This is a genomic window from Streptomyces sp. NK15101, assembly GCF_020400725.1.
GTDB lineage: Bacteria > Actinomycetota > Actinomycetes > Streptomycetales > Streptomycetaceae > Streptomyces.
On the sequence record NZ_JAINVG010000004.1, the window covers coordinates 80,784 to 104,567 of the forward strand.

The following is a 23,784-nucleotide window of genomic DNA, read 5'->3' on the forward strand; positions in this document are numbered from 1 at the left end:
CCCTCACGCCCCCACCCGCAGCAGCACCACCGACCGGGCCCCCACCGGCAGCGTCCCGCCGCCCGGGTGACGGGTGCCCGGGGCCGTCGACTGGTCCTCCCGGGCCGTGTCGACGACCAGTTCGTACGACTCCGCCCACGGCGGGCCCGGCAGCCGGAACTCCAGGGGGCGGTGGCCGGCGTGGAGGACGGCGAGGAAGCTGTCGTCGGTGATCTGCTCGCCCCGCGCGTCCCGCCCCGGGATGTCCCGGCCCGACAGGTAGAGGCCGAGCGTGGCCGTCGGCGCGTACCAGTCCCGCTCCGTCATCTCGGTGCCCTCGGCGGTGAACCAGGCCAGGTCCCGCAGCCCGTCCGCGCCCTGCGGCCGGCCGGAGAAGAAGGCCCGGCGGCGCAGCACGGGGTGGCGGTGACGGAGGGAGAGGAGCCGGCGGGCGAGGGCGAGCAGGCCGGCCCGGCCCGGGTCGTCCGGGAGCGACCAGTCGAGCCAGCCGAGCTCGTTGTCCTGGCAGTAGGCGTTGTTGTTGCCGCCCTGGGTGCGGCCCATCTCGTCGCCGGCGACGAGCATCGGGACGCCGGTGGAGAGGAGGAGGGTGGTGAGGAGGTTGCGCTGCTGGCGCAGGCGGAGGGCGTTGACCTCGCGGTCGTCGGTCTCGCCCTCCACGCCGCAGTTCCAGGAGCGGTTGTCGTGGGTGCCGTCCCGGTTGCCCTCGCCGTTGGCCTCGTTGTGCTTGCGCTCGTACGTCACCAGGTCGCGGAGGGTGAAGCCGTCGTGCGCGGTGACGAAGTTGACCGAGGCGTACGGGCGGCGTCCGCCCCAGGCGTACAGGTCGCTGGAGCCGGACAGCCGGTAGCCGAGGTCCCGCACGTCGGGCAGCGCCCCGCGCCAGAAGTCCCGCACGGCGTCCCGGTAGCGGTCGTTCCACTCGGTCCAGAGGGGCGGGAAGGCGCCGACCTGGTAGCCGCCGTTGCCGACGTCCCAGGGTTCGGCGATCAGCTTGACCCGGCGCAGGACCGGGTCCTGGGCGATGACGGCGAGGAACGGGGAGAGCATGTCGACGTCGTGGAAGGAGCGGGCGAGGGCCGCCGCCAGGTCGAATCGGAAGCCGTCGACGCCCATCTCGGTCACCCAGTAGCGCAGGGAGTCGGTGATGAGGCGGAGGACCTGCGGCTGCACGACGTGCAGGGTGTTGCCGCAGCCCGTGTAGTCGGCGTACCGGCGGGCGTCGGACTGGAGCCGGTAGTAGCCGCGGTTGTCGATGCCCTTCAGGGAGAGGGTGGGGCCGAGCTCGCCCGCCTCCGCCGTGTGGTTGTAGACGACGTCGAGGATGACCTCGATGCCGGCCGCGTGCAGCGCCCGCACCATCCGCTTGAACTCGCCGACCTGCTGCCCGGTCGTCCCCGACGAGGAGTAGCCGGCGTGCGGGGCGAAGTAGCCGATCGAGTTGTAGCCCCAGTAGTTGCGCAGCCCGCGCCGCAGGAGGTGGTCCTCGTGTGCGAACTGGTGGACCGGGAGCAGTTCGACCGCCGTCACCCCGAGGCGTACGAGATGGTCGATCGCGGCGGGGTGGGCGAGTCCCGCGTACGTGCCCCGCAGGTGCTCCGGGATGCCGGGGTGCCGTTTCGTGAAGCCCTTGACGTGCAGCTCGTAGATGACCGAGTCCTGCCAGGGCGTCTTGGGCCTGCGGTCGTCGGACCAGTCGTCGTCGTCGTGGACGACGACCCCCTTGGGGACGTGCGGGGCGGAGTCCCGCTCGTCGCGGACGGTGTCGGCCACGTGCTGCTGCGGCCAGTCCCGGACGTGCCCGTACGCCTCCGGGGGCAGCGCCGCGAAGTCGCCGTCGACGGCCCGGGCGTACGGGTCGAGGAGCAGCTTGGCCGGGTTCCAGCGGGCGCCCGTCCACGGGTCCCAGCGGCCGTGCACCCGGTAGCCGTACCGCTGTCCCGGGCCGACGCCCGGCACGAAGCCGTGCCAGATCTCGTGCGTCAGTTCGGTCAGCCGGAGCCGTGTCTCCGTGCCGTCGGCGTCGAAGAGGCACAGCTCCACGGCCTCCGCCCCGCCCGCCCACAGGGCGAAGTTGGTGCCCGTCACCCCGCCGGGGCCGACCCGGCAGCGGGCCCCCAGGGGCGTCGGCGCGCCCGGCCACACCGGTGGTCCGGCCTGCTCCAGGGCATGCTCGGACACCGCCTCCTGCTCGGCTGCGCTCGTCACCGTCCCGGCCTCCCGCGGCTCGTCGGGCCCGCACCCAAGGAAGCGGCGGCGTCCCGGCCGCCGCTCCCGCGCGTGGTTCTCCCCCTGTTCTGCCCGCACGGCCGTGCTCCCAACATGACCCGCACGCACGTTTCCCCTGGAGGGTGGCCGTCGTTGGGCCGAGCGTGACATTTGCATGGAAGCGGGCGAGGCGGGCCCTCGTGGTGACGGGACTGATGGCGGGGCTCGCGACGGGCCTCGCGGGCTGCACCGGAGCGGACGGCGGAGGGGGCGTCGACATCAGCCTGCCGGGCAAGGCGCGGGCCCCGGGCGACGTCATCCGGGTGACCCCGGAGGACGGCAGCCGGGCGGTGCCGGCCGACGGGCCCGTCGAGGTGAGGGTGGACAGCGGTCGCCTCGAGCGGGTGACGGTCGTGCAGGTCGAGGACGGCCGGCGGGCCGAGGTCGCCGGGGAGATCTCGGCGGACGGACTGGGCTGGCGGCCCCGGCCGGGCACCCGGCTCGCGCTGGCCGCCAAGTACAGCGTGGACGCGGTCGCGCTCGACGGGCACGGGCGCCGCTCGGCCCGGCACACCACCTTCACCACCGTGGTCCCCGGGTCCCGTTTCATCGGCTACTTCAAGCCGGAGAACCGTTCCACGGTCGGCACCGGCATGATCGTCTCCTTCGGCTTCAACCGGCCGATCGAGAACCGGGCCGAGGTCGAGCGGGCCATCCGCGTCACCTCGGAGCCGCCGGTGGAGGTCGTCGGCCACTGGTTCGGCAAGGAGCGGCTCGACTTCCGGCCCGCCGCGTACTGGCGGCCCGGCACGAAGGTGACCGTCGAACTCGCCCTGCGGGACGTCGAGGGGGCGCCCGGGGTGTACGGCATCCAGCGGAAGAAGGTCGGCTTCACCGTCGGCCGTTCCCAGGTCTCCCTGGTCGACGCCGAGCGGCACACGATGGAGGTCCGGCGGAACGGCGAGGTGCTCGCCACGCTGCCGGTCACCGCGGGCGCGCCGAAGACCACCACGTACAACGGGAAGATGGTCGTGACCGAGCTGTACGACGTGACCCGGATGGACGGCAGGACGGTCGGCTTCGGCGGCGAGTACGACATCAAGGACGTGCCGCACGCGATGCGCCTCACCGACTCGGGGACCTTCCTGCACGGCAACTACTGGGCCGACGCGTCCACCTTCGGCTCCGCGAACGTCAGCCACGGCTGCGTGGGCCTCCGGGACGAGAAGGGCGGCAGCGCGGACTCGCCCGCGGGCTGGTTCTTCGACCGGACGCTCATCGGCGACGTGGTGGAGGTGGTCAACTCCCGCGACAAGGAGGTCGCTCCCGACAACGGCCTCGGCGGCTGGAACCTGGAGTGGAGCCGGTGGAAGGCGGGCTCCGCGCTGCGGTGAGTCCGGGCGGTCCCCCGTATCACGCCGACTGGTGCCGAACGGTGACATTCACGAGGAACTTTCGTGTCCCGCGGTGTGATTATCTAGCGCTGTGTGCGCGAGTGGATGCGCACGGGGGTGGGGCCGTGGCGTTGCCAGGCCGTGCGAGGGGAGAAGACCACAGTGAACGGGCAGCCGATATCGGGGGCATCGGTAGGGGCGACGGGGCGGCGCGGCCGACGCGGGGGCGTCAGGCTGCAGGCCCTGGCGGCGGGGGCGCTGCTCCTGGTCCTGACCGCCTGCGGCGGCGGTGAGACCGGCGCCGGCGGCGCGGGTGGACAGGGGCCTGCGGCCCAGGGCGGCGGCAAGCAGGAGAACGCGGCCTCCCAGGCGGTCGTGACGATCCTTCCGAAGGACGGCGCCGACTCGGTCGCCACCAGCGGGGCCCTGAAGGTCACCGCGTCGCAGGGCAAGCTGACCACGGTCACGGTCGCCGACTCCAAGGGCACCGAGGTCGAGGGCAAGATCGCCGCGGACGGCTCCAGCTGGTCGCCGACCGCGCACCTGGCCGCGGCCACCCAGTACAAGGTCCACGCGATCGCGAAGGACGCCGAGGGCCGCGAGTCGGCGAAGGACACCACCTTCACCACGCTGGTCCCGCAGAACACCTTCATCGGTCACTACACGCCCGAGGACGGTTCGACCGTCGGCGTCGGCATGCCGGTCTCCATCAACTTCACCCGGGGCATCACCGACCCCGAGGCCGTCGAGAAGGCCATCAAGGTGACGGCCGTGCCGGCCGTCGAGATCGAGGGCCACTGGTTCGGCAACGACCGGCTCGACTTCCGTCCCAAGGAGTACTGGGCCGCAGGCACCAAGGTCACGGTCGCGCTGAACCTGGACGGCGTCGAGGGCCGCCCCGGCGTCTACGGCAAGCAGAAGAAGACGATCTCCTTCACCATCGGCCGTCGTCAGGTCTCCACCGTCGACGCGAGCGCCAAGACGATGAAGGTCGAGCGGGACGGCAAGATCATCAAGACGCTGCCGATCACCGCGGGCGCGCCGTCCACGACCACGTACAACGGTCAGATGGTCATCAGCGAGAAGTACAAGGTGACCCGCATGAACGGGGCCACGGTCGGCTTCGGCGGCGAGTACGACATCAAGGACGTGCCGCACGCGATGCGCCTGTCCACCTCGGGCACCTTCGTCCACGGCAACTACTGGGCCTCCGCCTCCACCTTCGGCTCCGCGAACGTCAGCCACGGCTGCGTCGGCCTGCAGGACCAGCGGGGCGCGGGGAACAGCTCGATGCCGGCGGCGTGGTTCTACGACAGCTCGATCATCGGCGACGTCGTGATCGTGAAGAACTCCAAGGACAAGCAGATCCAGCCGGAGAACGGCCTCAACGGCTGGAACATGGACTGGTCGGAGTGGATCGCCTAGATCTCCCGTCGGACACGGCCTGAAGGGGCCCGGTGCTGTGAGCAACAGCACCGGGCCCCTTCTCGTTAACGGCCACTAATCTTTCCCCATGACTGTGAACCTCGAAGTCGCCGAAGGCGTCGGCACGATCCGCCTCGACCGCCCCCCGATGAACGCACTGGACATCGCCACCCAGGACCGGCTGCGCGAGCTGGCCCAGGAGGCGACCGACCGCGACGACGTGCGGGCCGTGGTCCTCTACGGCGGCGAGAAGGTGTTCGCGGCCGGCGCGGACATCAAGGAGATGCAGGTCATGGACCACGTGGCCATGGTCAAGCGCTCGCGCGCCCTGCAGGACTCCTTCACCGCCGTCGCCCGCATCCCGAAGCCGGTCGTCGCCGCGATCACCGGTTACGCGCTCGGCGGCGGCTGCGAACTCGCGCTCTGTGCCGACTACCGGATCGCCGCCGACAACGCCAAGCTGGGCCAGCCGGAGATCCTCCTCGGCCTGATCCCCGGCGCGGGCGGCACCCAGCGCCTGTCCCGGCTCGTCGGCCCCTCCAAGGCCAAGGACCTCATCTTCACCGGCCGGATGGTGAAGGCCGACGAGGCCCTGACGCTCGGTCTGGTCGACCGGGTCGTCCCGGCCGCCGAGGTGTACGAGCAGGCGCACGCCTGGGCCGCCAAGCTGGCGCAGGGGCCGGCCGTCGCCCTGCGGGCCGCGAAGGAGGCGATCGACCAGGGTCTGGAGGCCGACATCGACACCGGTCTCGCCATCGAGCGCACCTGGTTCTCCGCCCTGTTCGCGACCGAGGACCGCGAGACCGGGATGCGCAGCTTCGTCGAGGAGGGGCCGGGCAAGGCGAAGTTCGCCTGACGATCCTTCACGGGTGGGGGCCGATTCCACCGGAACGGCCCCCGCGGACGCCTCCGTGCGGCCATGATGGGGGGCATGGCGGGCCTGGAGGGTAGGGAACAACCGGGGCAGCGCGCGAGCGCCGCCGCGCCGCGGTGGTCACCGGCCGTGGACGACGAACAGGCCTTCGAAGCGGTGGAGTTGTACGGCAATCCGGCCGAGGAGGATGTCCGGCTGCCGTCCCGCCCCGAGTCCGCGCGGGTGGCCCGCAGGCTCACCCAGTACGTCCTGCTGCGGCAGTGGGCGCTGGGCCCGCAACTCGCCGAACACGCGGTGCTCCTCGTCTCGGAGCTCGTCGGGAACGCCGTCCGGCACACCGGCGCCCGCGTCTTCGCCCTGCGGTTACAGCGACGCCGCGGCTGGATCCGGATCGAGGTGCGCGATCCTTCGCGGGGACTGCCCTGTCTGATGCCGGTGCACGAGCTCGACATCAGCGGCCGCGGGCTCTTCCTCGTCGACAAGCTGGCCGACCGCTGGGGCGTGGACCTGGCGCCGCGCGGCAAGACGACCTGGTTCGAGATGCGGGTCTCGGACCGCTGACGCACCCCGGACGCACGGAAGCCCCCGTGCGCCGTGGTGGGGTGCGTGGGGGCTTCCGTGTGGTGCGTCGTGGACGGGGGGGTGTATCCACGACCGCTATGTCGACCTGGCCCGGGTCAATGGGGGTCGTGTCTCCGACTATGTCAGACGGGGGGCCTTGCCGCCAAAAGTCCCTAGTGGGGCAAGGTCGGGCAAAGGTGGACAGTTCAATTATGAATCGTTGGTGACGTGTAGCACTCGCCTTGTAAACAGTGAATGGCTATGCGGTTCGTCGGTTGTTTCCGGGGCTCGTCCGCATGCTGGACGGCTGACCGGCAGGCGCAAACGTCCTGAATTGGCCTAATCGCCACCAATCGGGCCTCACCCCTCTTGAATGGTCGCGTGAAGCCGACCGACCGCCGAGGAGCGCTCCGCGCGGGCGCGGCCGCCGCCCTCGCGGGAGCCCTCTCCACCGCCTGCGGCACGGAACCCCGCCCCGCCCCCGCCGCCGGACACCACCCCACCGGGCACCACCCCGCCGCAGGGCGTCGCCCCGCCCCCGCGCCCGCCGCCGCCCCGGCCCCCCGCCGCTTCCCCGGACAGCCGGCCGAGATCACCCACGGCCCCCGCGACCGGCCCCGGGTCGCCCTCACCTTCCACGGCCAGGGCGACCCCGACCTCGCCCGGCGGCTCCTCGCCCAGGCGGAGGAGGCCGGCGCCCGCGTCACCGTCCTCGCCGTCGGCGGCTGGCTCGACGACCACCCCGCCATGGCCCGGCGCATCCTCGACGGCGGCCACGACCTCGGCAACCACACCCAGCACCACATCGACGTCAACGCCATGACCGAGGCCCGGGCCCTCGCCGAGATCGAGGCCTGCGCCACCCGGCTGCGCCGGCTCACCGGCTCCGTCGGCACCTGGTTCCGCCCCTCCCGCACCCGGCACGCCGGGCCCGCCGTCCTGCGCGCCGCCCGCCGCGCCGGATACCCGCACGTCCTCTCGTACGACGTCGACTCCCTCGACTTCACCTCGCCCGGCGCCGCGGCCGTCGTCCGCAACGTCACCGGGCCGGTCCGCGCCGGATCCGTCGTCAGCCTGCACTTCGGCTACCCGGACACCGCCGCCGCGCTGCCCCTCCTCCTCGCCGATCTCGACCGCCGCGGCCTGAGCGCGGTCACCACCACGGAGCTGCTGAGCTGATGGCACACCTCAAGAAGAGAACCAGGACCCTCCTCGCCGCCGCCCTCCTGGTCGCCCTCGCCGGCTGCGGCACCGCGAACCACTCCGAGGGCGCCGCCCCCGTGAAGAAGGCCGCCGCCGTGCCCAAGCCGGCCACCGCCCCCGCCGGACTCCCCGGCATGCCGCCCCTGCTCGACCAGCACGACGTCTACGCCGCCGACCGGCCGAACCGGCTCTCCCCGGTGGTGCGGAACTTCCCCTCCCGGATCTACGTCCCCAACACCAACTCCAACACCGTCTCCGTCATCGACCCCACGACCTACCAGGTCGTCGAGACCATCCCGGTCGGCGTCCAGCCCCAGCACGTCGTCCCCTCGTGGGACCTGAAGACCCTCTGGGTCAACAACAACCGGGGCCACACCCTCACCCCCATCGACCCCGCCACCGGCGTCGCCGGCAAGCCCGTCGAGGTCCACGACCCGTACAACCTGTACTTCACGCCCAACGGCAAGTACGCCGTCGTCATGGCCTCGCTCGACCGCGAACTCGTCTTCCGCGACCCGCACACCATGGAGCGGAAGAAGTCCGTCCCGGTCAGCTGCTACGGCGTCAACCACGCCGACTTCTCCGCCGACGGCCGCTACTTCGTCGTCTCCTGCGAGTTCTCCGGAGAACTCCTCAAGGTCGACACCGAGAAGATGGAGGTGGTCGGCCAGCAGAAACTGCCCTTCGAGGGCGCCATGCCGCAGGACGTGAAGATCTCGCCCGACGGCAAGACCTTCTACATCGCCGACATGATGGCCCACGGCATGTGGGTCCTGGACGGCGAGAAGTTCACCACCCCCAGCCTGCTCCCCACCGGCAAGGGCTGCCACGGCCTCTACATCAGCCGCGACTCGCGCGAGATGTACGTCTCCAACCGCGGCGAGGGCACGGTCTCCGTCTTCGACTTCCAGCAGGACAAGCTCACCAAGAAGTGGCGGCTCCCGGACGGCGGCTCCCCCGACATGGGCGGCGTCTCCGCCGACGGCAAGGTCCTGTGGCTCTCCGGACGCTACGACGCCGAGGTGTACGCGATCGACACCACCACCGGCAAGCAGCTCGCCCGCATCCCCGTCGGCAGCGGCCCCCACGGCCTCGCCGTCTATCCGCAGCCCGGCCGCTACTCCCTCGGCCACACCGGCATCTTCCGGTAGCCGCCCGGTCGCTCAGCCGGCGATCAGGAGCGCCTCCGAGGCCACCGGGCGGTAGCCCGCCGCCTGGAAGACACGGACGCTGCGGGCGTTGCCCGGGGACTGCTGGGCCCACACCACCCCGTCCGGGACGAGGTGGCGGGCCGCCGTCGCCAGGGCCCGCCCCAGGCCCCGGTGGCGCACCTCCTCGTCCACCTCGATCGCCGCCTCCCAGCGGCCCGCGACGCCCCGGCCCAGGACGAGCACCCCGCCGTCGGCCGCCCACACCCGGACGTCGTCGCGGAACTTCAGCGCCCGCGACACCCGGGGGTGCCCCGGGTCGTCGATCTCACGGAGCTCCAGCGGGGGAGGGCCCGGCAGCGCGTCCGCCACCGTGAGCAGGTCGACGGTGTTCATGTGCCGGCCGGTGCGGGCCATCAGCGCGAGCAGGAAGCCCGGGTTCATGCTCGCCGCGAGCGGGTCGCTCGACGTGGCCGCCAGCTCGGCCCGCACCCACTCCGGGTCGGCGTCCGTGAAGACCACCGAATGGGCGGTGAAGGCGAGCACCCCCGCGTCCCGGGGACCCGGCTGCGGCACCACCGTCGTCGAGCCGTCCGGGGGCGGGAACTCCCCGCGTGCCGCCGCCGCCAGTATCCGTGCCACGTCGTCGCTCATACCCCCATCATCCTTCGGGGCGCGGCCAGCTAATCTGACCCCCGTCAGAAAAGCACCAAGAAGGGGCGGACGCAGTGGCGGACATCGACGCGGCGCGCAAGGCATTCAACAGTTTCGACGCCGACGGGGACGGTTTCATCACCGCCGCGGAGTACAAGAGCCTCATGGCGAAGCACGGCGACTTCAACGTCACCGAGACGGTCGCGGAGGTGCTCATCAAGCAGCGCGACGACAACGGGGACGGCGTGCTGTCCTGGGACGAGTTCTGGGCGCACTACAGCAAGGCGTGAGCCGCGGGCCGGGCGGGTGCGGCAACGCGGAGTTGCCGCCCGCCCTCGCCTGCTCACACGGCGGTGGACAAACGGTTCAGCACTCGATGATGTTCACCGCGAGACCGCCGCGCGCGGTCTCCTTGTACTTGACGCTCATGTCCGCGCCCGTCTCCTTCATGGTCTTGATGACCTTGTCGAGGGAGACCAGGTGGCTGCCGTCGCCCCGCATCGACATCTTCGCCGCCGTGACGGCCTTGACCGCCGCCATGCCGTTGCGCTCGATGCACGGGATCTGGACCAGGCCGCCGACCGGGTCGCAGGTCAGGCCCAGGTTGTGCTCCATGCCGATCTCGGCCGCGTTCTCCACCTGCTCCGGGGAGCCGCCGAGGACCTCGGCGAGGGCGCCCGCCGCCATCGAGCAGGCCGAGCCGACCTCGCCCTGGCAGCCGACCTCGGCGCCGGAGATCGAGGCGTTCTCCTTGAAGAGCATGCCGACCGCGCCGGCCGCGAGCAGGAAGCGGACGATGCCGTCCTCGTCGGCGCCGGGGACGAAGTTCATGTAGTAGTGCAGGACCGCCGGGATGATGCCGGCCGCGCCGTTCGTCGGGGCGGTGACCACCCGGCCGCCCGCGGCGTTCTCCTCGTTCACGGCCATCGCGTAGAGGGTGATCCACTCCATCGCGTGCGCCGTCGGGTCGCCCTCGGAGCGCAGCTTGCGGGCGGAGGTCGCGGCGCGGCGGCGGACCTTCAGGCCGCCGGGCAGGATGCCCTCCCGGGACATGCCGCGCGAGACGCAGGCCTGCATGACCCGCCAGATCTCCAGCAGGCCGGCCCGGATCTCCTCCTCGGTGCGCCAGGCCTTCTCGTTCTCCAGCATCAGGGAGGAGATCGACAGGCCGGTCTCCTTGGTGAGGCGGAGCAGCTCGTCGCCGGTGCGGAAGGGGTACTTCAGGACGGTGTCGTCCGGGATGATCGGGTTCTCGCCGGCCACCGCGTCCTCGTCGACGACGAAGCCGCCGCCGACCGAGTAGTACGTCTTCTCCAGGACGAGCCCGCCCTCCGCGTCGTACGCGAAGACCGTCATGCCGTTGGCGTGGTACGGGAGCGCCTTGCGGCGGTGCAGGACCAGGTCGTCGTCGAACGAGAACGGGATCTCGTGCGCGCCGAGCAGGTTGATCTTCCCGCTCGCCTTGATCCGCTCGAACTCGTCGTCGGCGCTCTCCACGTCGACCGTGCGCGGGGAGTTGCCCTCCAGGCCGAGCAGGACCGCCTTCGGGGTGCCGTGGCCGTGGCCGGTGGCGCCGAGCGAGCCGTACAGCTCCGCCCGTATGGACGCCGTGTGGGCGAGCAGGCCCTCGTTCTTCAGGCGGCGGGCGAACATCCGGGCAGCCCTCATGGGGCCCACCGTGTGGGAGCTCGACGGACCGATGCCGATCGAGAACAGGTCGAAGACCGAGATGGCCACGGAAGGACTCCTTGTGGGGGCTAGACGCCGTTGTCTGCCGGGGTGGAGCAGAAAGGCTGAGCAAGGGGCGGGGCACCGCGCCCACTGTCCAGTGTGCGCGGTGCCCCGGAGCTTTCGTACGAATGAAACCGGAACTAAAGCGTACGAAATTACTTCAGGCCGGGGTACAGCGGGTGCTTGTCCGCCAGCGCGGTCACCCGGGCCTTGAGGGCGGCGGCCTTGTCGGCGTCGAAGCCCGGCTTCAGGGCCTCGGCGATGACGTCGGCGACCTCGGCGAAGTCCTCGGCCTGGAAGCCGCGGGTCGCGAGCGCCGGCGTGCCGATGCGCAGACCCGAGGTGACCATCGGCGGGCGCGGGTCGTTCGGAACGGCGTTCCGGTTGACCGTGATGCCGACCTCGTGGAGGCGGTCCTCGGCCTGCTGGCCGTCGAGCTCGGAGTTGCGCAGGTCCACCAGGACCAGGTGCACGTCCGTGCCGCCGGACAGGACGGAGACGCCGTGGGCGGCGACGTCGTCCTGCACCAGGCGCTCGGCCAGGGCGCGGGCGCCGTCCAGGGTGCGCTGCTGGCGCTCCTTGAACTCCTCCGAGGCCGCGACCTTGAAGGAGACGGCCTTGGCCGCGATCACGTGTTCCAGCGGGCCGCCCTGGAAGCCGGGGAAGACCGAGGAGTTCAGCTTCTTCGCGAACTCCTTCTTCGCCAGGATGATGCCGCCGCGCGGGCCGCCGAGCGTCTTGTGCGTGGTGGAGGTCACCACGTCCGCGTACTCGACCGGGTTCGGGTGCAGGCCCGCGGCCACGAGGCCCGCGAAGTGGGCCATGTCGACCCACAGGTAGGCCTCGACCTCGTCGGCGATCCGGCGGAACTCCGCGAAGTCCAGCTGACGCGGGTACGCCGACCAGCCGGCGATGATCACCTTCGGGCGGTGCTCCTTGGCGAGGCGCTCGACCTCGGCCATGTCGACCAGGCCGGCCTCGTCCACGTGGTACGCGACCACGTTGAACTGCTTGCCGGAGAAGTTCAGGCGCATGCCGTGGGTGAGGTGGCCGCCGTGCGCCAGGTCCAGACCCAGGATCGTGTCGCCGGGCTGGGCGATCGCGAAGAGGGCGGCCTGGTTCGCGGAGGCGCCGGAGTGCGGCTGGACGTTGGCGTACTCGGCGCCGAACAGGTCCTTGATCCGGTCGATGGCGATCTGCTCGGCCACGTCGACGTGCTCGCAGCCGCCGTAGTAGCGGCGGCCCGGGTAGCCCTCGGCGTACTTGTTGGTGAGGACGGAGCCCTGGGCCTCCATGACCGCGACCGGAGCGAAGTTCTCCGAGGCGATCATCTCGAGGGTGGACTGCTGACGGCGGAGCTCGGCGTCGACGGCGGCGGCGACGTCGGGGTCCAGCTCGTGGAGGGGAGTGTTCAGAAGCGACATGAATCGATCCCTAGGGGGTCTCGGGCCCGGTCTCAGTTCCCGGCGAACGCGGTGTACTCGTCGGCGGAGAGCAGGTCCTCCGGCTCGCCCGTGACGCGCACCTTGAACAGCCAGCCACCCTCGAACGGAGCCGTGTTCACCAGGGACGGGTCGTCCACCACGTCCTGGTTGGCCTCGACGACCTCGCCCGTGACGGGGGAGTAGAGGTCGCTGACCGACTTCGTCGACTCCAGCTCGCCACAGGTCTCGCCCGCGGCGACGGTGTCGCCGACGGCGGGGAGCTGGGCGTAGACGACGTCACCGAGCGCGTTGGCCGCGAACTCCGTGATGCCGACCGTCGCGACGCCGTCCTCGGCGGCCGACAGCCACTCGTGCTCCTTGGTGTAGCGCAGCTCGTTGGGGTTGCTCATGACCTGATTCTCCTGGATCGGGGGAGTACTGATGAACGTGGGTCTTACGGGATGAGACGAGGAGTGAGACGACTGCGTCACTTCTGGCGCTTGTAGAACGGCAGGGCCACGACCTCGTACGGCTCGTGGGTGCCACGGATGTCCACACCTACACCCTGGGTGCCGGGCGTGGCGTGCGCCGCGTCCACGTACGCCATCGCGATCGGCTTTCCGAGGGTCGGGGACGGGGCGCCGGAGGTGACCTCGCCGATGACCTCGCCGTCCTTGACGACCTGGAAGCCGGCGCGCGGGACCCGGCGGCCCTCGGCGATCAGACCGACCAGCTTGCGCGGCGGGGCGGTCTCGGCGCGCTCGGCGGCCTTCTCGAGCGCCTCGCGGCCGACGAAGCGGCCCTCGTTGGTCGTCTTCTCGAACTTCACGACCCGGCCCAGGCCCGCGTCGAAGGGGGTGAGGGCGGTGGTCAGCTCGTGGCCGTACAGCGGCATGCCCGCCTCCAGGCGGAGCGTGTCGCGGCAGGACAGGCCGCAGGGGATCAGGCCGACGCCCTCGCCCGCCTCGGTCAGCGCCTTCCACACGCCCTCGGCGTGCTCGGGCTTCAGGAACAGCTCGAAGCCGTCCTCGCCGGTGTAGCCGGTGCGGGCGATCAGGGCGGGCACGCCCGCGACCGTGCCGGGCAGGCCGGCGTAGTACTTCAGGCCGTCCAGGTCGGCGTCGGTGAGCGACTTCAGGATGCCGGGGGACTCCGGGCCCTGGACCGCGATCAGGGCGTACGCGTCGCGGTCGTCGCGCACCTCGGCGTCGAAGCCCGCGGCGCGCTCGGTCAGCGCGTCCAGGACGACCTGGGCGTTGGAGGCGTTGGCGACGACCATGTACTCGGTCTCGCCGAGGCGGTAGACGATCAGGTCGTCGAGGATGCCGCCGTCCTCCTGGCAGATCATCGTGTAGCGGGCGCGGCCGTTGCCCACGGTGGAGATGTTGCCGACCAGCGCGAAGTCGAGGAGCTCCACGGCCTGCGGGCCGGTGACGGTGATCTCGCCCATGTGGGAGAGGTCGAAGAGACCGGCCCTGGTGCGGACGGCGTTGTGCTCGTCGCGCTCGCTGCCGTACCGGAGCGGCATGTCCCAGCCGGCGAAGTCGGTCATGGTCGCGCCCAGCGAACGATGCAGGGCATCGAGGGCGGTCAGACGGGGGGCAGTGCTCATGGGGTGGCTCCCGGGTCCCAAGGGCGTGATCGGTGACGAAAACACATGACGGGCGAGGACGTCCTCCCCATCTGTCATGGAACCTGAGAGGTTCACCGAGAGCATCTCGTCACCGAGAGATCGGCTTGCACCTTGGGTGGGGACACGGCGAGGTGTCCCGCTTTTCAGATCTGCCTCATCCACGCGGTACGGGGCCTGAGAGATTCAAGGGAGGGTCTTGCTCCTTCGGCGCCCGGACGCGCTCGGCGGTCCGGAACTCTCCCGCGCGGATTCGAGCGGCCGGTATGCGATTGTGCGGCGACTGTGCGCGCCTGGCGCGCACATCATCGCACGCGGTGTCGGCGGGGCAAATCGCTTGCGCACCATTACCATTTCTTTACACTTCATGGGCAAGGGTCTCCTCAGGTCTCCTGAGACCCGTACAGGGGGAGAACGATGAGGATCCAGCACACCGGCGCATACGCGGCGGGCACCGACATACCGTCCCAGCGGGCCCGCGCCCGGAGCCGCGGACGTCTCCTGCGGGACCTGCGCGAGCGCGGGGGCCGCGGCCCCCGCTCCCTCACCTTCGCCGCCGGCGACCTCGTCGTCGTCTCCGGGCTGCCCGGCAGCGGCAAGTCCACCCTGATGAAGCGCGCCGCCCGGGGCGGCGCCATCGACTCCCAGGACGTCCGCGAGCGCTGGGAGGCCCGCATGCCCCGCCTCCTGCCCTACGCCGTCTACCGCCCCCTGGTCCGGATCGCGCACTACGCCGCACTGCGCCGGGCCCTGCGCTCCGGCGAGAGCGTGATCGTCCACGACTGCGGCACCCAGTCCTGGGTGCGGGGCTGGCTCGCCCGCGAGGCGAGACGGCGCGGCCGCGACCTGCACCTGCTCCTCCTCGACGTCACCCCGGACACCGCGAAGGCCGGCCAGCACGCCCGGGGCCGGGGCGTCTCCGCGTACGCCTTCGGGCGCCACCGGCGGGCCGTCGGCCGGCTCCTGCGGGCCGCCGAGGCCGGCCGCCTGCCGCACGGCTGCGCCTCGGCGACCCTCCTCGACCGGGCCGCCGCCGACTCCCTCCGCAGCATCGGCTTCCGGCAGGCCGCCTGAGGTCCGGGCGGCGTCCCGGCCGTCCCGGGACGCCCGTACCCTTCCCTTCTGGCCACGGAGGTGCCGGGGCGGCGTTAGGGTGCTGCCGGGCGGCCGGTGCGGAAGGCCGTGCGAGAAGGGGAAACGCGACCGTGGACGTGACGTGGCCGGGCAACGAGCTCGAAGAGGTCCTTGCCGCCTCACTGGGCAATCCCGAGGCGGGTGGCCGCATCGTCGAGGTGCTGGGCCGCAGCCCGGTCTGGGTGCCCCTGCCCAACGGCGGCGGCCCCGACAGTCAGGCCCTGGACCTCGCCACCATGGAGATCGACGGCGCGGCCTACGTCCCCGTCTTCAGCTCCGAGCAGCAGTTCCTCGCCTGTGTCGGCGACCACATGTCCTTCACCGTCGCCCCGGCCCGTGACTTCGCCCGCGGCCTGCCCCCGCAGCTCGGCATCGCCGTGAACCCCGGCGGCGCCGTCGGCGTCCCGCTGCCCCCGCCCGCCGTCGCCGAGCTCTGCCGCGCCGGCCGCACCCCGCTCGACGGCCCCGCCAGCGGCGGCCGCGTGCGGCTCTTCGAGCCCGACTGGCAGGACGACCCGGTCGACTTCCTCGCCGCCGCCTCCGCCGAGTTCGAGGCCACCGGCGTCGTCGCCACCGCCCGCCGCGCCCTCGCCAGCGTCGAGGGCACCGAACCCGCCCTCTTCGTCGGCGTCCAGCTCTCCCACTGGGAGGGCGCCGACCGCACCGCCCCCCTGGACGCCCTCGGCCGTGCCCTCGGCCGGGTCGAGGTCGCCTGGCCGGTCAACCTCATCCTGCTCGACATGGCGCAGGACCCGGTCGGCGACTGGATGCTGGAACGGGTGCGCCCCTTCTACCAGCGTGGCGGCGCCTGAGCGGCCCCCTGTTTAAGCTGAACTGACTCGATCGCTGGACAGACGTACGTGGTGGACGGAAGAGGGGCGGGACCCAGGGTGAGCGCGTCAGGCACCGCGGCGACCGGAGGACGGGTCGAGCACATGCTGCGCCAGGTGGCACCCGGACGCTACGACGCGTACGAGCAGCTGCTGCACGCCCTCGCCGACGGCGAGCTCTGGATGCTGCTCTGGCAGGGCGCCCCCGGCTCGCCCGACGCCCAGTACGGGAACATGGAGGTCGACGGCCACGGCTACGCGCCGTGCGTCACCTCCGCCCAGGAGCTCGCCGCCTCCGGCTGGAACCGGGCCCACGAGCTCGTCACCGGCCGTGACATCGCCCGCGCCCTCTACCCCGACCGCTGGGGCGTCTGGCTCAACCCGCACGCCCCCGGCGGCGGCGTCGGCATCCCCTGGGCCGACCTGCGCCGGATCGCCACCGGTCTCGACCGGATGCCCGCCGGGCCGCTGCGCGTCACCGAGCCCGCCCTGGAGATCCCGCAGTTCTACGCCCTGCTCACGCAGAACGCCCACCGCACCCCGGCAGTCCGGGCGCTGCGCCGCGGCTGGGTGCAGCCGGCGCTCGGCTCCCCGTACCTCGCCATCGGTCTCGACCTTTACGACACGTCCCCGGCGGCCGTCGACGGCGTCCGCGCGATGATGCGCCAGTCGATCGGCTCCGTCCCCGACGGACTGCCCGTCTCGACGGTCGCGCTCTCCGACGCGTACGACCCGGTGGCCCTGTGGCTGCGGGCGAACGCGCGCCCCTTCTACGACCGCGAGGCGCACGCCGGACGCGGTTCCGCCGCCGTGCCGGGGTACGGATACCCCCCGCCGGCGCCGTCCGGATACTGAGACGTCCCTCGTGCCCCACTTGTCGGCAAAGGCCTCCGGAGTCCCCTCTGGAGGCCTTCGTTCACCCCAATTCGGCAGATCGCGACACCAGTTGAGCGACATGTCCGATTGCGGGCAAGAGGGCCCCGGTTGGTCCGCTCACGTGATCACGACGTCCGGATAACGGAAGTCGCAGCACCGCATCACGTTTGAGCAAACATTCCCCGTCAGGGCTGGCGGGTGATCGCGAGCGCATTGAAGACTCCCCGGAACACGGGACGTTCGGCTCCTTTCCAGCCGGTGTCCAGCAGGTTGTTCCACCGAGCCGCTACCCGCGGCGGGCAAGGGCCGGCTACCGGCGGCCGAGAGGGGTCCTCACCACGATGACGGCACCACTGCACGAGGCGAGTGCGGGCGAGGCGACCGCCACCGTCGACGGCGCGCCCGACGCTCCCGGCACTCCGGACAACTCCGGCACGGCAGGCAAGGCGATCGAGGGGCGTTCCCCCTGGAAGATCGCCTGGACCCGCCTCAAGCGCGACAAGCTGGCCCTCGCGGGCGCCTTCGTCGTCGTCTTCCTGATCCTCGTCGCGATCTTCGCGCCGGTCATCGTGGGCCTCCTCGGCCACCCGCCGGACGAGTTCCACGAGGACCAGATCGACCCGCTGTTCGGCACGCCGATCGGCTCCTGGGGCGGCGTCAGCGGCGACTTCCTGTTCGGCGTCGAGCCGGTCAACGGCCGCGACGTCTTCAGCCGGATCGTCTACGGCGCCCGGATCTCGCTGCTCGTCGCCTTCCTCGCGGCGGTCTTCGCGGTCGTCCTCGGCACGGTCCTCGGCGTCATCGCGGGCTACTTCGGCGGCTGGATCGACGCGGCCCTCAGCCGGGTCATGGACGTCATGCTCGCCTTCCCGCAGCTGCTGTTCACGATCGCCCTGGTCTCGGTGCTGCCCAACCAGTTCCTCGGACTGGACGGCTCGGGCGTGCGCATCGCCGCCCTCATCCTGGTGATCGGCTTCTTCGGCTGGCCGTACGTCGGCCGCATCGTCCGGGGCCAGACCCTCTCGCTGCGCAACCGCGAGTACGTCGAGGCCGCCCAGAGCCTGGGCGCCGGCCGCTTCTACATCCTGCGCCGCGAGCTGCTGCCCAACCTGATCGCCCCGATCATGGTCTACGCGACCCTCATGATCCCCACCAACATCCTCACCGAAGCGGCGCTCAGCTTCCTCGGCGCGGGTGTGAAGCCTCCCACCGCTTCCTGGGGCCAGATGCTGTCGACGGCCATCACCACCTACGAGTCGGATCCCCTGTTCATGGTGATTCCCGGCCTCGCGATCTTCATCACCGTTCTGGCGTTCAACCTCTTCGGCGACGGCGTGCGTGACGCGCTCGACCCGAAGGGCTCCCGCTGACCGTTCGCCGACGACACGCAAGACCCGCCCCTGCCGCTGGCGACAGGAGGCCCATCCCCAATCGGCGGACCGCCGTAACGGCCGCCACTATCCCGGAGGTTGCTGGACCCATGCTGAAGAGCTCTCAGCGCAGAATCGCCGCGGGCGCCCTGCTTGCGGCGGCCACGATGGTCGTCACCACCGCCTGTGGCGGCGGCAACGGCGACAACGGCGGCGGCAAGGGCAACGCGGGTGCGGCCGGCTTCAACGCCGCCGTGAACAAGGTCGCCAACGCCTCCGACAAGAAGGGCGGCGAGCTGAAGTTCATCGGCTCGCAGGAGGCCGACTCGTGGGACCCGCAGCGCGGCTACTACGGCTTCGTGTGGGACTTCGCCCGCTACTACACCCGCCAGCTCGTCACCTTCAAGGCCGAGCCGGGCGCCGCCTCCACCGAGCTGGTCCCGGACCTCGCCACCGACGCCGGCAAGGTCTCGGCCGACGGCCTCACCTACACCTTCACCCTGAAGGACGGGATCACCTGGGAGGACGGCAAGCCGATCACCTCCAAGGACATCAAGTACGGCATCGAGCGCATCTGGGCCCAGGACGTCATCTCCGGCGGCCCGATCTACCTCCAGCAGGTCCTCGACCCCAAGGGCGAGTACAAGGGTCCCTACAAGGACACCTCCGCGGACAAGCTCGGCCTGAAGGCGATCGAGACCCCGGACGACAAGACCATCATCTTCAAGCTGCCGGTCGCCAACGGCGACTTCCTGCAGATGCTGGCCATGCCGGCGGCCTCCCCGGTCCGCCAGGACAAGGACACCAAGGCCAAGTACGGCCTGAAGCCCTTCTCCTCCGGCCCGTACAAGTGGCAGTCGTACACGCCGAACAAGTCGATCAAGCTCGTCCGCAACGACAAGTGGGACGCGAAGACCGACACCGTCCGCAAGGCGCTCCCGGACAGCATCTCCGTCACGTTCACCACGAACGCCGACGACATGGACAACCGTCTGGTCGAGGGCGAGTACGACCTCGACATCAACGCGACGGGCATCGGCGCCGCCGCCCGCCAGAAGGTGCTCCAGCAGCACAAGGGCAACGTCGACAACCCGCAGACGGGCTTCATCCGCTACGCGGTCTTCCCGCAGACGGTGATCCCCAACGTCGAGTGCCGCAAGGCGATCATCTACGCCGCCGACTCGAAGTCCCTCCAGACCGCCCGTGGCGGCCCGCAGGCCGGTGGCGACATCGCCTCCAACATGCTCCCGCCGGCGATCAAGGGCGCCGACCCGAAGGCCGACCCGTACGGCAAGCTCGCCGGCGCCCCGGACCTGGCCAAGGCCAAGGAGGCGCTGAAGAAGTGCGGTAAGCCGAACGGCTTCAAGACCACGATCGCGGTCCGCAACAACAAGAAGATCGAGATCGCGACCGCCGAGTCCCTCCAGCAGTCGCTGAAGGCCGTCGGCATCGACGCCCAGATCGACCAGTTCGACGGCGCCCAGACCTCGGGCATCATCGGTTCGCCGAAGGTGGTCAAGGAGAAGGGCTACGGCATCATCATCATGGGCTGGGGCGCCGACTTCCCGACCGGTCAGGGCTTCCTCCAGCCGCTGGTCGACGGCCGCTTCATCCTGCAGAGCGGCAACAACAACTTCTCCGAGCTGAACGACAAGGCCATCAACGGCCTGTTCGACCAGGCGCTGAAGGAGACCGACCCCGACAAGGCCGGCGAGCTCTACAAGCAGATCAACACGAAGGTGTCGGAGGCCGCGGTCTACCTGCCCTTCACCCACGAGAAGAACATCATCTGGCGCAGCTCCCGGCTGACCAACGTCTACACGGCGGACGCCTACAACGGCCGCTACGACTACGCGTCGCTCGGCGTCGTCAAGTAATCCGACCCGCTTCACCGGCGCACCACCCGCCGCCAGGTCCGAAGGGCAGGTGATGGCCGCCCCGGCGGCCGGGGAACCCGACCGGGTTCCCCGGCCGCCGACCGGCCGACCGCATGCTTGCATACATAATCCGGCGACTCTTCGCGGTCGTCGTGATGCTGCTCGTCGTCACGCTGGTGACGCTCAGCATCTTCTTCCTCATCCCCAAGATGACCGGCAGCGATCCTGCCGCGATGTTCGTCGGCAAGCAGGCGGATCCGGCTTCCATCGAGGCCATCCGGCAGAAGCTGGGCCTGGACGAGCCGATCCTGGTGCAGTTCTGGCACTTCGTCTCCGGCATCTTCGTCGGCCGGGACTACACCGGCGGCGGCGACACCATCCACTGCGCCGCGCCCTGCTTCGGCTACTCGTTCCGCACCGAGCAGGACGTGTCGACGATGCTCGCCGACGCCTTCCCCATCACCCTGTCGATGGTCATCGGCGCCGCCGCGCTGTGGCTGGTGCTCGGCGTCTCGGCGGGCGTGATCTCCGCGCTCAAGCGGGGCACGGTCGTGGACCGTACCGCGATGATCACCGCGCTCGCCGGTGTCTCGCTCCCCATCTTCTTCACCGGCATGCTGTCGATGCTCGTCTTCCGCACGCAGCTGGGCTGGCTCAACGCCTCGTACACGCCGATCACCGAGTCCTTCGGCGGCTGGTTCGGCGGTCTCCTGCTTCCCTGGGTGACCCTCGCCTTCCTGTACGCGGCGATGTACGCGCGTCTCACCCGCGCCACCATGCTGGAGGTCCTCGGCGAGGACTACATCCGCACCGCCCGGGCCAAGGGCCTGCCGGAGCCGGTCGTGCTCGGCAAGCACGCCATGCGCTCCACCATGACCCCCATCCTGACCATCTTCGGCATGGACCTCGGCGCCCTCGTCGGCGGTGCGATCCTGACCGAGACCACGTTCAACCTCCAGGGCCTCGGCTGGATGGCGATCAAGGGCGTCAGCGAGCGGGACCTGCCGCTGATCCTGGCCGTCACCCTCATCACCGCCACGTGCGTCGTCATCGCGAACCTCGTGGTGGACCTGCTGTACGCGGTGATCGACCCCCGAGTGAGGCTCGCATGACGGACAAGCTGACGAAGACCGGCGCGGCGGTGGGAGAGCCCGTCGACACCGGGAAGTCCGCCCCCTCCGAAGCCTTCCTCGACGTACGCGACCTGAAGATCCACTTCCCGACCGACGACGGTCTGGTCAAGTCGGTCGACGGCCTCAGCTTCCAGCTGGAGAAGGGCAAGACCCTCGGCATCGTGGGCGAGTCCGGCTCCGGCAAGTCGGTCACCTCGCTCGGCATCATGGGCCTGCACACCGTCGGCCAGTACGGCCGGCAGAAGGCGAAGATCTCCGGCGAGATCTGGCTGAACGGGCGCGAGCTGCTCTCGGCGGACCCCGAAGAGGTCCGCAAGATGCGCGGCCGCGAGATGGCGATGATCTTCCAGGACCCGCTGTCCGCGATGCACCCGTACTACACGGTCGGCAACCAGATCGTGGAGGCGTACCGCATCCACCACGACGTCGACAAGAAGGTCGCGAAGAAGCGGGCCGTCGAACTCCTCGACCGGGTCGGCATCCCCGAGCCCGCCAAGCGGTTCGACAACTACCCGCACGAGTTCTCCGGCGGCATGCGGCAGCGCGCGATGATCGCCATGGCGCTCGTCAACAACCCCGAGCTCCTCATCGCCGACGAGCCCACCACGGCCCTCGACGTGACCGTGCAGGCGCAGATCCTCGACCTGATGCGGGACCTGCAGAAGGAGTTCGGCTCCGCGGTCGTCATCATCACCCACGACCTCGGCGTCGTCGCCGAGCTCGCCGACGACATCCTCGTCATGTACGGCGGGCGGTGCGTCGAGCGCGGACCGGCCGAGTCCGTCTTCTACGAGCCGCAGCACCCCTACACCTGGGGCCTGCTCGGCTCGATGCCGAGGATCGACCGCGAGCAGACCGACCGGCTCATCCCGGTCAAGGGCAACCCGCCCAGCCTCATCAACGTCCCCAGCGGCTGCGCCTTCAACCCGCGCTGCCCGTACGCGGACGTCCCCAAGGGGGGCATCACGCGCACCCAGCGCCCGGAGCTGGCCCTCGTCGGAGAGCGCCACTACTCCGCCTGCCACATGCCGCAGGAGGAGCGCACCCGCATCTGGACCGAAGAGATTGCGCCGAAGCTGTGAGCGAGACTATGGAACCCCTCCTCAAGGTCACCGGCCTGCAGAAGCACTTCCCCATCAGGAAGGGCCTGCTCCAGCGCCAGACCGGGGCGGTCAAGGCGGTCGACGGGCTGGACTTCGAGGTCTACCCCGGTGAGACCCTCGGCGTCGTCGGCGAGTCCGGCTGCGGCAAGTCCACGATGGGCCGGCTGATCACGCGTCTGCTCGAACCCACCGGCGGGAAGATCGAGTTCCAGGGCACGGACATCTCGCACCTCGGCGTGTCGGGCATGCGGCCGCTGCGCCGGGACGTCCAGATGATCTTCCAGGACCCGTACGGCTCGCTGAACCCGCGCCACACGGTCGGCTCGATCGTCTCGGCCCCCTTCAAGCTCCAGGGCGTCGAGCCCGAGGGCGGCGTGAAGAAGGAGGTCCAGCGCCTCCTCGGCCTGGTCGGCCTGAACCCGGAGCACTACAACCGCTACCCGCACGAGTTCTCCGGCGGCCAGCGCCAGCGCATCGGCATCGCCCGCGCGCTGGCCCTGAAGCCGAAGCTGGTGGTGGCGGACGAGCCGGTCTCGGCCCTGGACGTCTCCATCCAGGCGCAGGTGGTGAACCTCCTGGACGACCTCCAGGAGGAGCTGGGCCTCACGTACGTGTTCATCGCGCACGACCTCTCGGTCGTCCGGCACGTCTCGGACCGCATCGCGGTGATGTACCTCGGCAAGATCGTCGAGCTCGCGGACCGCAAGTCGCTGTACGAGAACCCGATGCACCCGTACACCCGGGCCCTGATGTCCGCGGTCCCGATCCCGGACCCGCGCCGCCGGGGCGTCAAGAGCGAGCGCATCCTGCTCAAGGGCGACGTCCCGTCCCCGATCGCCCCGCCGGCCGGCTGCCGCTTCCACACGCGCTGCTGGAAGGCCACGGAGGTCTGCGGGACCCAGGAGCCCCCGCTCCTGGAACTCCGCCCGGGCCAGCGCGTGGCCTGCCACCACCCGGAGAACGCGGACGGCGCGACGGTCCCGGCGGCACGGGAGTCGGTGGACGTGGCGATCACGAAGGCCCCGGAGCCGGCGAAGACCTCGGAATCGGTGAAGCCGGCGGCCGAGCCGGCCGCCAAGGCGGAAGCCGAGCCCGCGGCCGAGCCGGCCGCCGAGACGGAGACCGAGGCGGCCGCCAAGCCCGCCGCCAAGCCCGCGGCCGAGGAGAACACCTCCGGCGAGTGACCCGGACACGAGGCCCCTGTCGCCC

General features: G+C 70.9%; 21 protein-coding genes and 1 riboswitch. Of the genes, 15 read left to right on the forward strand and 6 right to left on the reverse strand.

The window, feature by feature from the left end; all coding sequences use genetic code 11:
* Positions 1-3 precede the first annotated feature (3 nt).
* Positions 4-2,208, reverse strand: a complete 2,205-nt coding sequence (gene glgX / locus K7G60_RS03200) for a glycogen debranching protein GlgX (protein WP_225799227.1) — start codon at positions 2,206-2,208, stop codon at positions 4-6.
* Positions 2,209-2,423: 215 nt separating this feature from the next.
* Here glgX and K7G60_RS03205 point away from each other — a divergent pair, with 215 nt between their 5' ends.
* From K7G60_RS03205 to K7G60_RS03230, 6 genes are all read left to right on the forward strand, one after another.
* A complete protein-coding gene (locus tag K7G60_RS03205; protein WP_225799309.1) occupies positions 2,424-3,602 on the forward strand; it encodes an Ig-like domain-containing protein in 1,179 nt (392 codons plus the stop codon).
* Between the two features lie 162 nt (positions 3,603-3,764).
* Entirely contained in the window at positions 3,765-5,027 is a 1,263-nt protein-coding gene (locus K7G60_RS03210; protein WP_225799228.1) for an Ig-like domain-containing protein, read from the forward strand.
* A gap of 88 nt (positions 5,028-5,115) precedes the next feature.
* Positions 5,116-5,883, forward strand: coding sequence for an enoyl-CoA hydratase/isomerase family protein (locus K7G60_RS03215; RefSeq protein ID WP_041131329.1), 768 nt, complete (start codon positions 5,116-5,118; stop codon positions 5,881-5,883).
* Between the two features lie 63 nt (positions 5,884-5,946).
* Positions 5,947-6,462: an ATP-binding protein gene (locus K7G60_RS03220; RefSeq protein WP_225799229.1), complete on the forward strand. Its 516-nt coding sequence runs from the start codon at positions 5,947-5,949 to the stop codon at positions 6,460-6,462.
* 381 nt (positions 6,463-6,843) lie between these two features.
* The gene (locus tag K7G60_RS03225) at positions 6,844-7,641 is read left to right on the forward strand and encodes a polysaccharide deacetylase family protein (RefSeq protein WP_225799230.1); all 798 of its coding nucleotides are present in this window, start codon (positions 6,844-6,846) and stop codon (positions 7,639-7,641) included.
* Complete coding sequence (locus K7G60_RS03230; protein WP_225799231.1) at positions 7,641-8,816, forward strand: YncE family protein; 1,176 nt, start codon at positions 7,641-7,643, stop codon at positions 8,814-8,816. Before K7G60_RS03225 ends, K7G60_RS03230 begins: the two co-directional genes overlap by 1 nt.
* Positions 8,817-8,828: 12 nt before the next feature.
* Here the strand turns inward: K7G60_RS03230 and K7G60_RS03235 are convergent, their stop codons facing one another.
* Entirely contained in the window at positions 8,829-9,467 is a 639-nt protein-coding gene (locus K7G60_RS03235) for a GNAT family N-acetyltransferase (protein WP_225799232.1), read from the reverse strand.
* Positions 9,468-9,541: 74 nt separating this feature from the next.
* On the opposite strand from K7G60_RS03235, the gene K7G60_RS03240 reads away from it, so the two are divergent.
* Positions 9,542-9,757, forward strand: a complete 216-nt coding sequence (locus tag K7G60_RS03240) for an EF-hand domain-containing protein (protein WP_225799233.1) — start codon at positions 9,542-9,544, stop codon at positions 9,755-9,757.
* A 76-nt stretch (positions 9,758-9,833) separates the two neighbouring features.
* Here K7G60_RS03240 and K7G60_RS03245 read toward each other — a convergent pair whose 3' ends face one another.
* From K7G60_RS03245 to gcvT, 4 genes are all read right to left on the reverse strand, one after another.
* Positions 9,834-11,204 (reverse strand): L-serine ammonia-lyase, encoded by a 1,371-nt coding sequence (locus K7G60_RS03245; RefSeq protein ID WP_225799234.1) that lies wholly within the window; start codon positions 11,202-11,204, stop codon positions 9,834-9,836.
* Between the two features lie 149 nt (positions 11,205-11,353).
* Positions 11,354-12,622, reverse strand: coding sequence for a serine hydroxymethyltransferase (gene glyA / locus K7G60_RS03250; RefSeq protein ID WP_225799235.1), 1,269 nt, complete (start codon positions 12,620-12,622; stop codon positions 11,354-11,356).
* Positions 12,623-12,654: 32 nt separating this feature from the next.
* Positions 12,655-13,032 (reverse strand): glycine cleavage system protein GcvH, encoded by a 378-nt coding sequence (gcvH, locus tag K7G60_RS03255; RefSeq protein ID WP_225799236.1) that lies wholly within the window; start codon positions 13,030-13,032, stop codon positions 12,655-12,657.
* A gap of 77 nt (positions 13,033-13,109) precedes the next feature.
* Positions 13,110-14,234, reverse strand: a complete 1,125-nt coding sequence (gene gcvT, locus K7G60_RS03260) for a glycine cleavage system aminomethyltransferase GcvT (RefSeq protein WP_225799237.1) — start codon at positions 14,232-14,234, stop codon at positions 13,110-13,112.
* Positions 14,235-14,408: 174 nt separating this feature from the next.
* Positions 14,409-14,508: riboswitch (glycine riboswitch) on the reverse strand.
* 161 nt (positions 14,509-14,669) lie between these two features.
* Between gcvT and K7G60_RS03265 the strand changes: the two genes are divergently transcribed.
* The 8 genes from K7G60_RS03265 (at position 14,670) to K7G60_RS03300 (ending at position 23,759) form a co-directional block, all read left to right on the forward strand.
* Entirely contained in the window at positions 14,670-15,326 is a 657-nt protein-coding gene (locus K7G60_RS03265; RefSeq protein WP_225799238.1) for an AAA family ATPase, read from the forward strand.
* A gap of 131 nt (positions 15,327-15,457) precedes the next feature.
* On the forward strand, positions 15,458-16,198 hold the full coding sequence (locus tag K7G60_RS03270) for an enhanced serine sensitivity protein SseB (protein WP_225799239.1): 741 nt from the start codon (positions 15,458-15,460) through the stop codon (positions 16,196-16,198).
* A 78-nt stretch (positions 16,199-16,276) separates the two neighbouring features.
* Positions 16,277-17,071, forward strand: a complete 795-nt coding sequence (locus K7G60_RS03275) for an enhanced serine sensitivity protein SseB C-terminal domain-containing protein (protein WP_225799240.1) — start codon at positions 16,277-16,279, stop codon at positions 17,069-17,071.
* Positions 17,072-17,433: 362 nt separating this feature from the next.
* Complete coding sequence (locus K7G60_RS03280; protein ID WP_225799241.1) at positions 17,434-18,462, forward strand: ABC transporter permease; 1,029 nt, start codon at positions 17,434-17,436, stop codon at positions 18,460-18,462.
* A gap of 110 nt (positions 18,463-18,572) precedes the next feature.
* Positions 18,573-20,339 carry an ABC transporter substrate-binding protein gene (locus K7G60_RS03285; RefSeq protein ID WP_225799242.1) on the forward strand — a complete coding sequence of 589 codons (1,767 nt, stop codon included), beginning with the start codon at positions 18,573-18,575 and terminating at the stop codon, positions 20,337-20,339.
* Between the two features lie 113 nt (positions 20,340-20,452).
* The gene (locus tag K7G60_RS03290) at positions 20,453-21,451 is read left to right on the forward strand and encodes an ABC transporter permease (RefSeq protein ID WP_225799243.1); all 999 of its coding nucleotides are present in this window, start codon (positions 20,453-20,455) and stop codon (positions 21,449-21,451) included.
* Positions 21,448-22,554, forward strand: coding sequence for an ABC transporter ATP-binding protein (locus tag K7G60_RS03295; protein ID WP_225799244.1), 1,107 nt, complete (start codon positions 21,448-21,450; stop codon positions 22,552-22,554). The genes K7G60_RS03290 and K7G60_RS03295 overlap by 4 nt, the downstream gene beginning before the upstream one ends.
* Positions 22,555-22,562: 8 nt before the next feature.
* Positions 22,563-23,759 (forward strand): ABC transporter ATP-binding protein, encoded by a 1,197-nt coding sequence (locus K7G60_RS03300; RefSeq protein WP_225799310.1) that lies wholly within the window; start codon positions 22,563-22,565, stop codon positions 23,757-23,759.
* The last annotated feature ends 25 nt before the right edge of the window (positions 23,760-23,784 follow it).

Coding starts and splice junctions, on each gene's coding strand:
- K7G60_RS03295 (WP_225799244.1), top strand. CDS start 21,448: ATGACGGACAAGCTGACGAAGACCGGCGCGGCGGTGGGAGAGCCCGTC.
- K7G60_RS03290 (WP_225799243.1), top strand. CDS start 20,453: ATGCTTGCATACATAATCCGGCGACTCTTCGCGGTCGTCGTGATGCTG.
- K7G60_RS03235 (WP_225799232.1), bottom strand. CDS start 9,467: ATGAGCGACGACGTGGCACGGATACTGGCGGCGGCGGCACGCGGGGAG.
- glyA (WP_225799235.1), bottom strand. CDS start 12,622: ATGTCGCTTCTGAACACTCCCCTCCACGAGCTGGACCCCGACGTCGCC.
- K7G60_RS03300 (WP_225799310.1), top strand. CDS start 22,563: ATGGAACCCCTCCTCAAGGTCACCGGCCTGCAGAAGCACTTCCCCATC.
- K7G60_RS03230 (WP_225799231.1), top strand. CDS start 7,641: ATGGCACACCTCAAGAAGAGAACCAGGACCCTCCTCGCCGCCGCCCTC.
- K7G60_RS03215 (WP_041131329.1), top strand. CDS start 5,116: ATGACTGTGAACCTCGAAGTCGCCGAAGGCGTCGGCACGATCCGCCTC.
- gcvT (WP_225799237.1), bottom strand. CDS start 14,234: ATGAGCACTGCCCCCCGTCTGACCGCCCTCGATGCCCTGCATCGTTCG.
- K7G60_RS03220 (WP_225799229.1), top strand. CDS start 5,947: ATGATGGGGGGCATGGCGGGCCTGGAGGGTAGGGAACAACCGGGGCAG.
- gcvH (WP_225799236.1), bottom strand. CDS start 13,032: ATGAGCAACCCCAACGAGCTGCGCTACACCAAGGAGCACGAGTGGCTG.
- K7G60_RS03280 (WP_225799241.1), top strand. CDS start 17,434: ATGACGGCACCACTGCACGAGGCGAGTGCGGGCGAGGCGACCGCCACC.
- K7G60_RS03205 (WP_225799309.1), top strand. CDS start 2,424: ATGGCGGGGCTCGCGACGGGCCTCGCGGGCTGCACCGGAGCGGACGGC.
- K7G60_RS03265 (WP_225799238.1), top strand. CDS start 14,670: ATGAGGATCCAGCACACCGGCGCATACGCGGCGGGCACCGACATACCG.
- K7G60_RS03285 (WP_225799242.1), top strand. CDS start 18,573: ATGCTGAAGAGCTCTCAGCGCAGAATCGCCGCGGGCGCCCTGCTTGCG.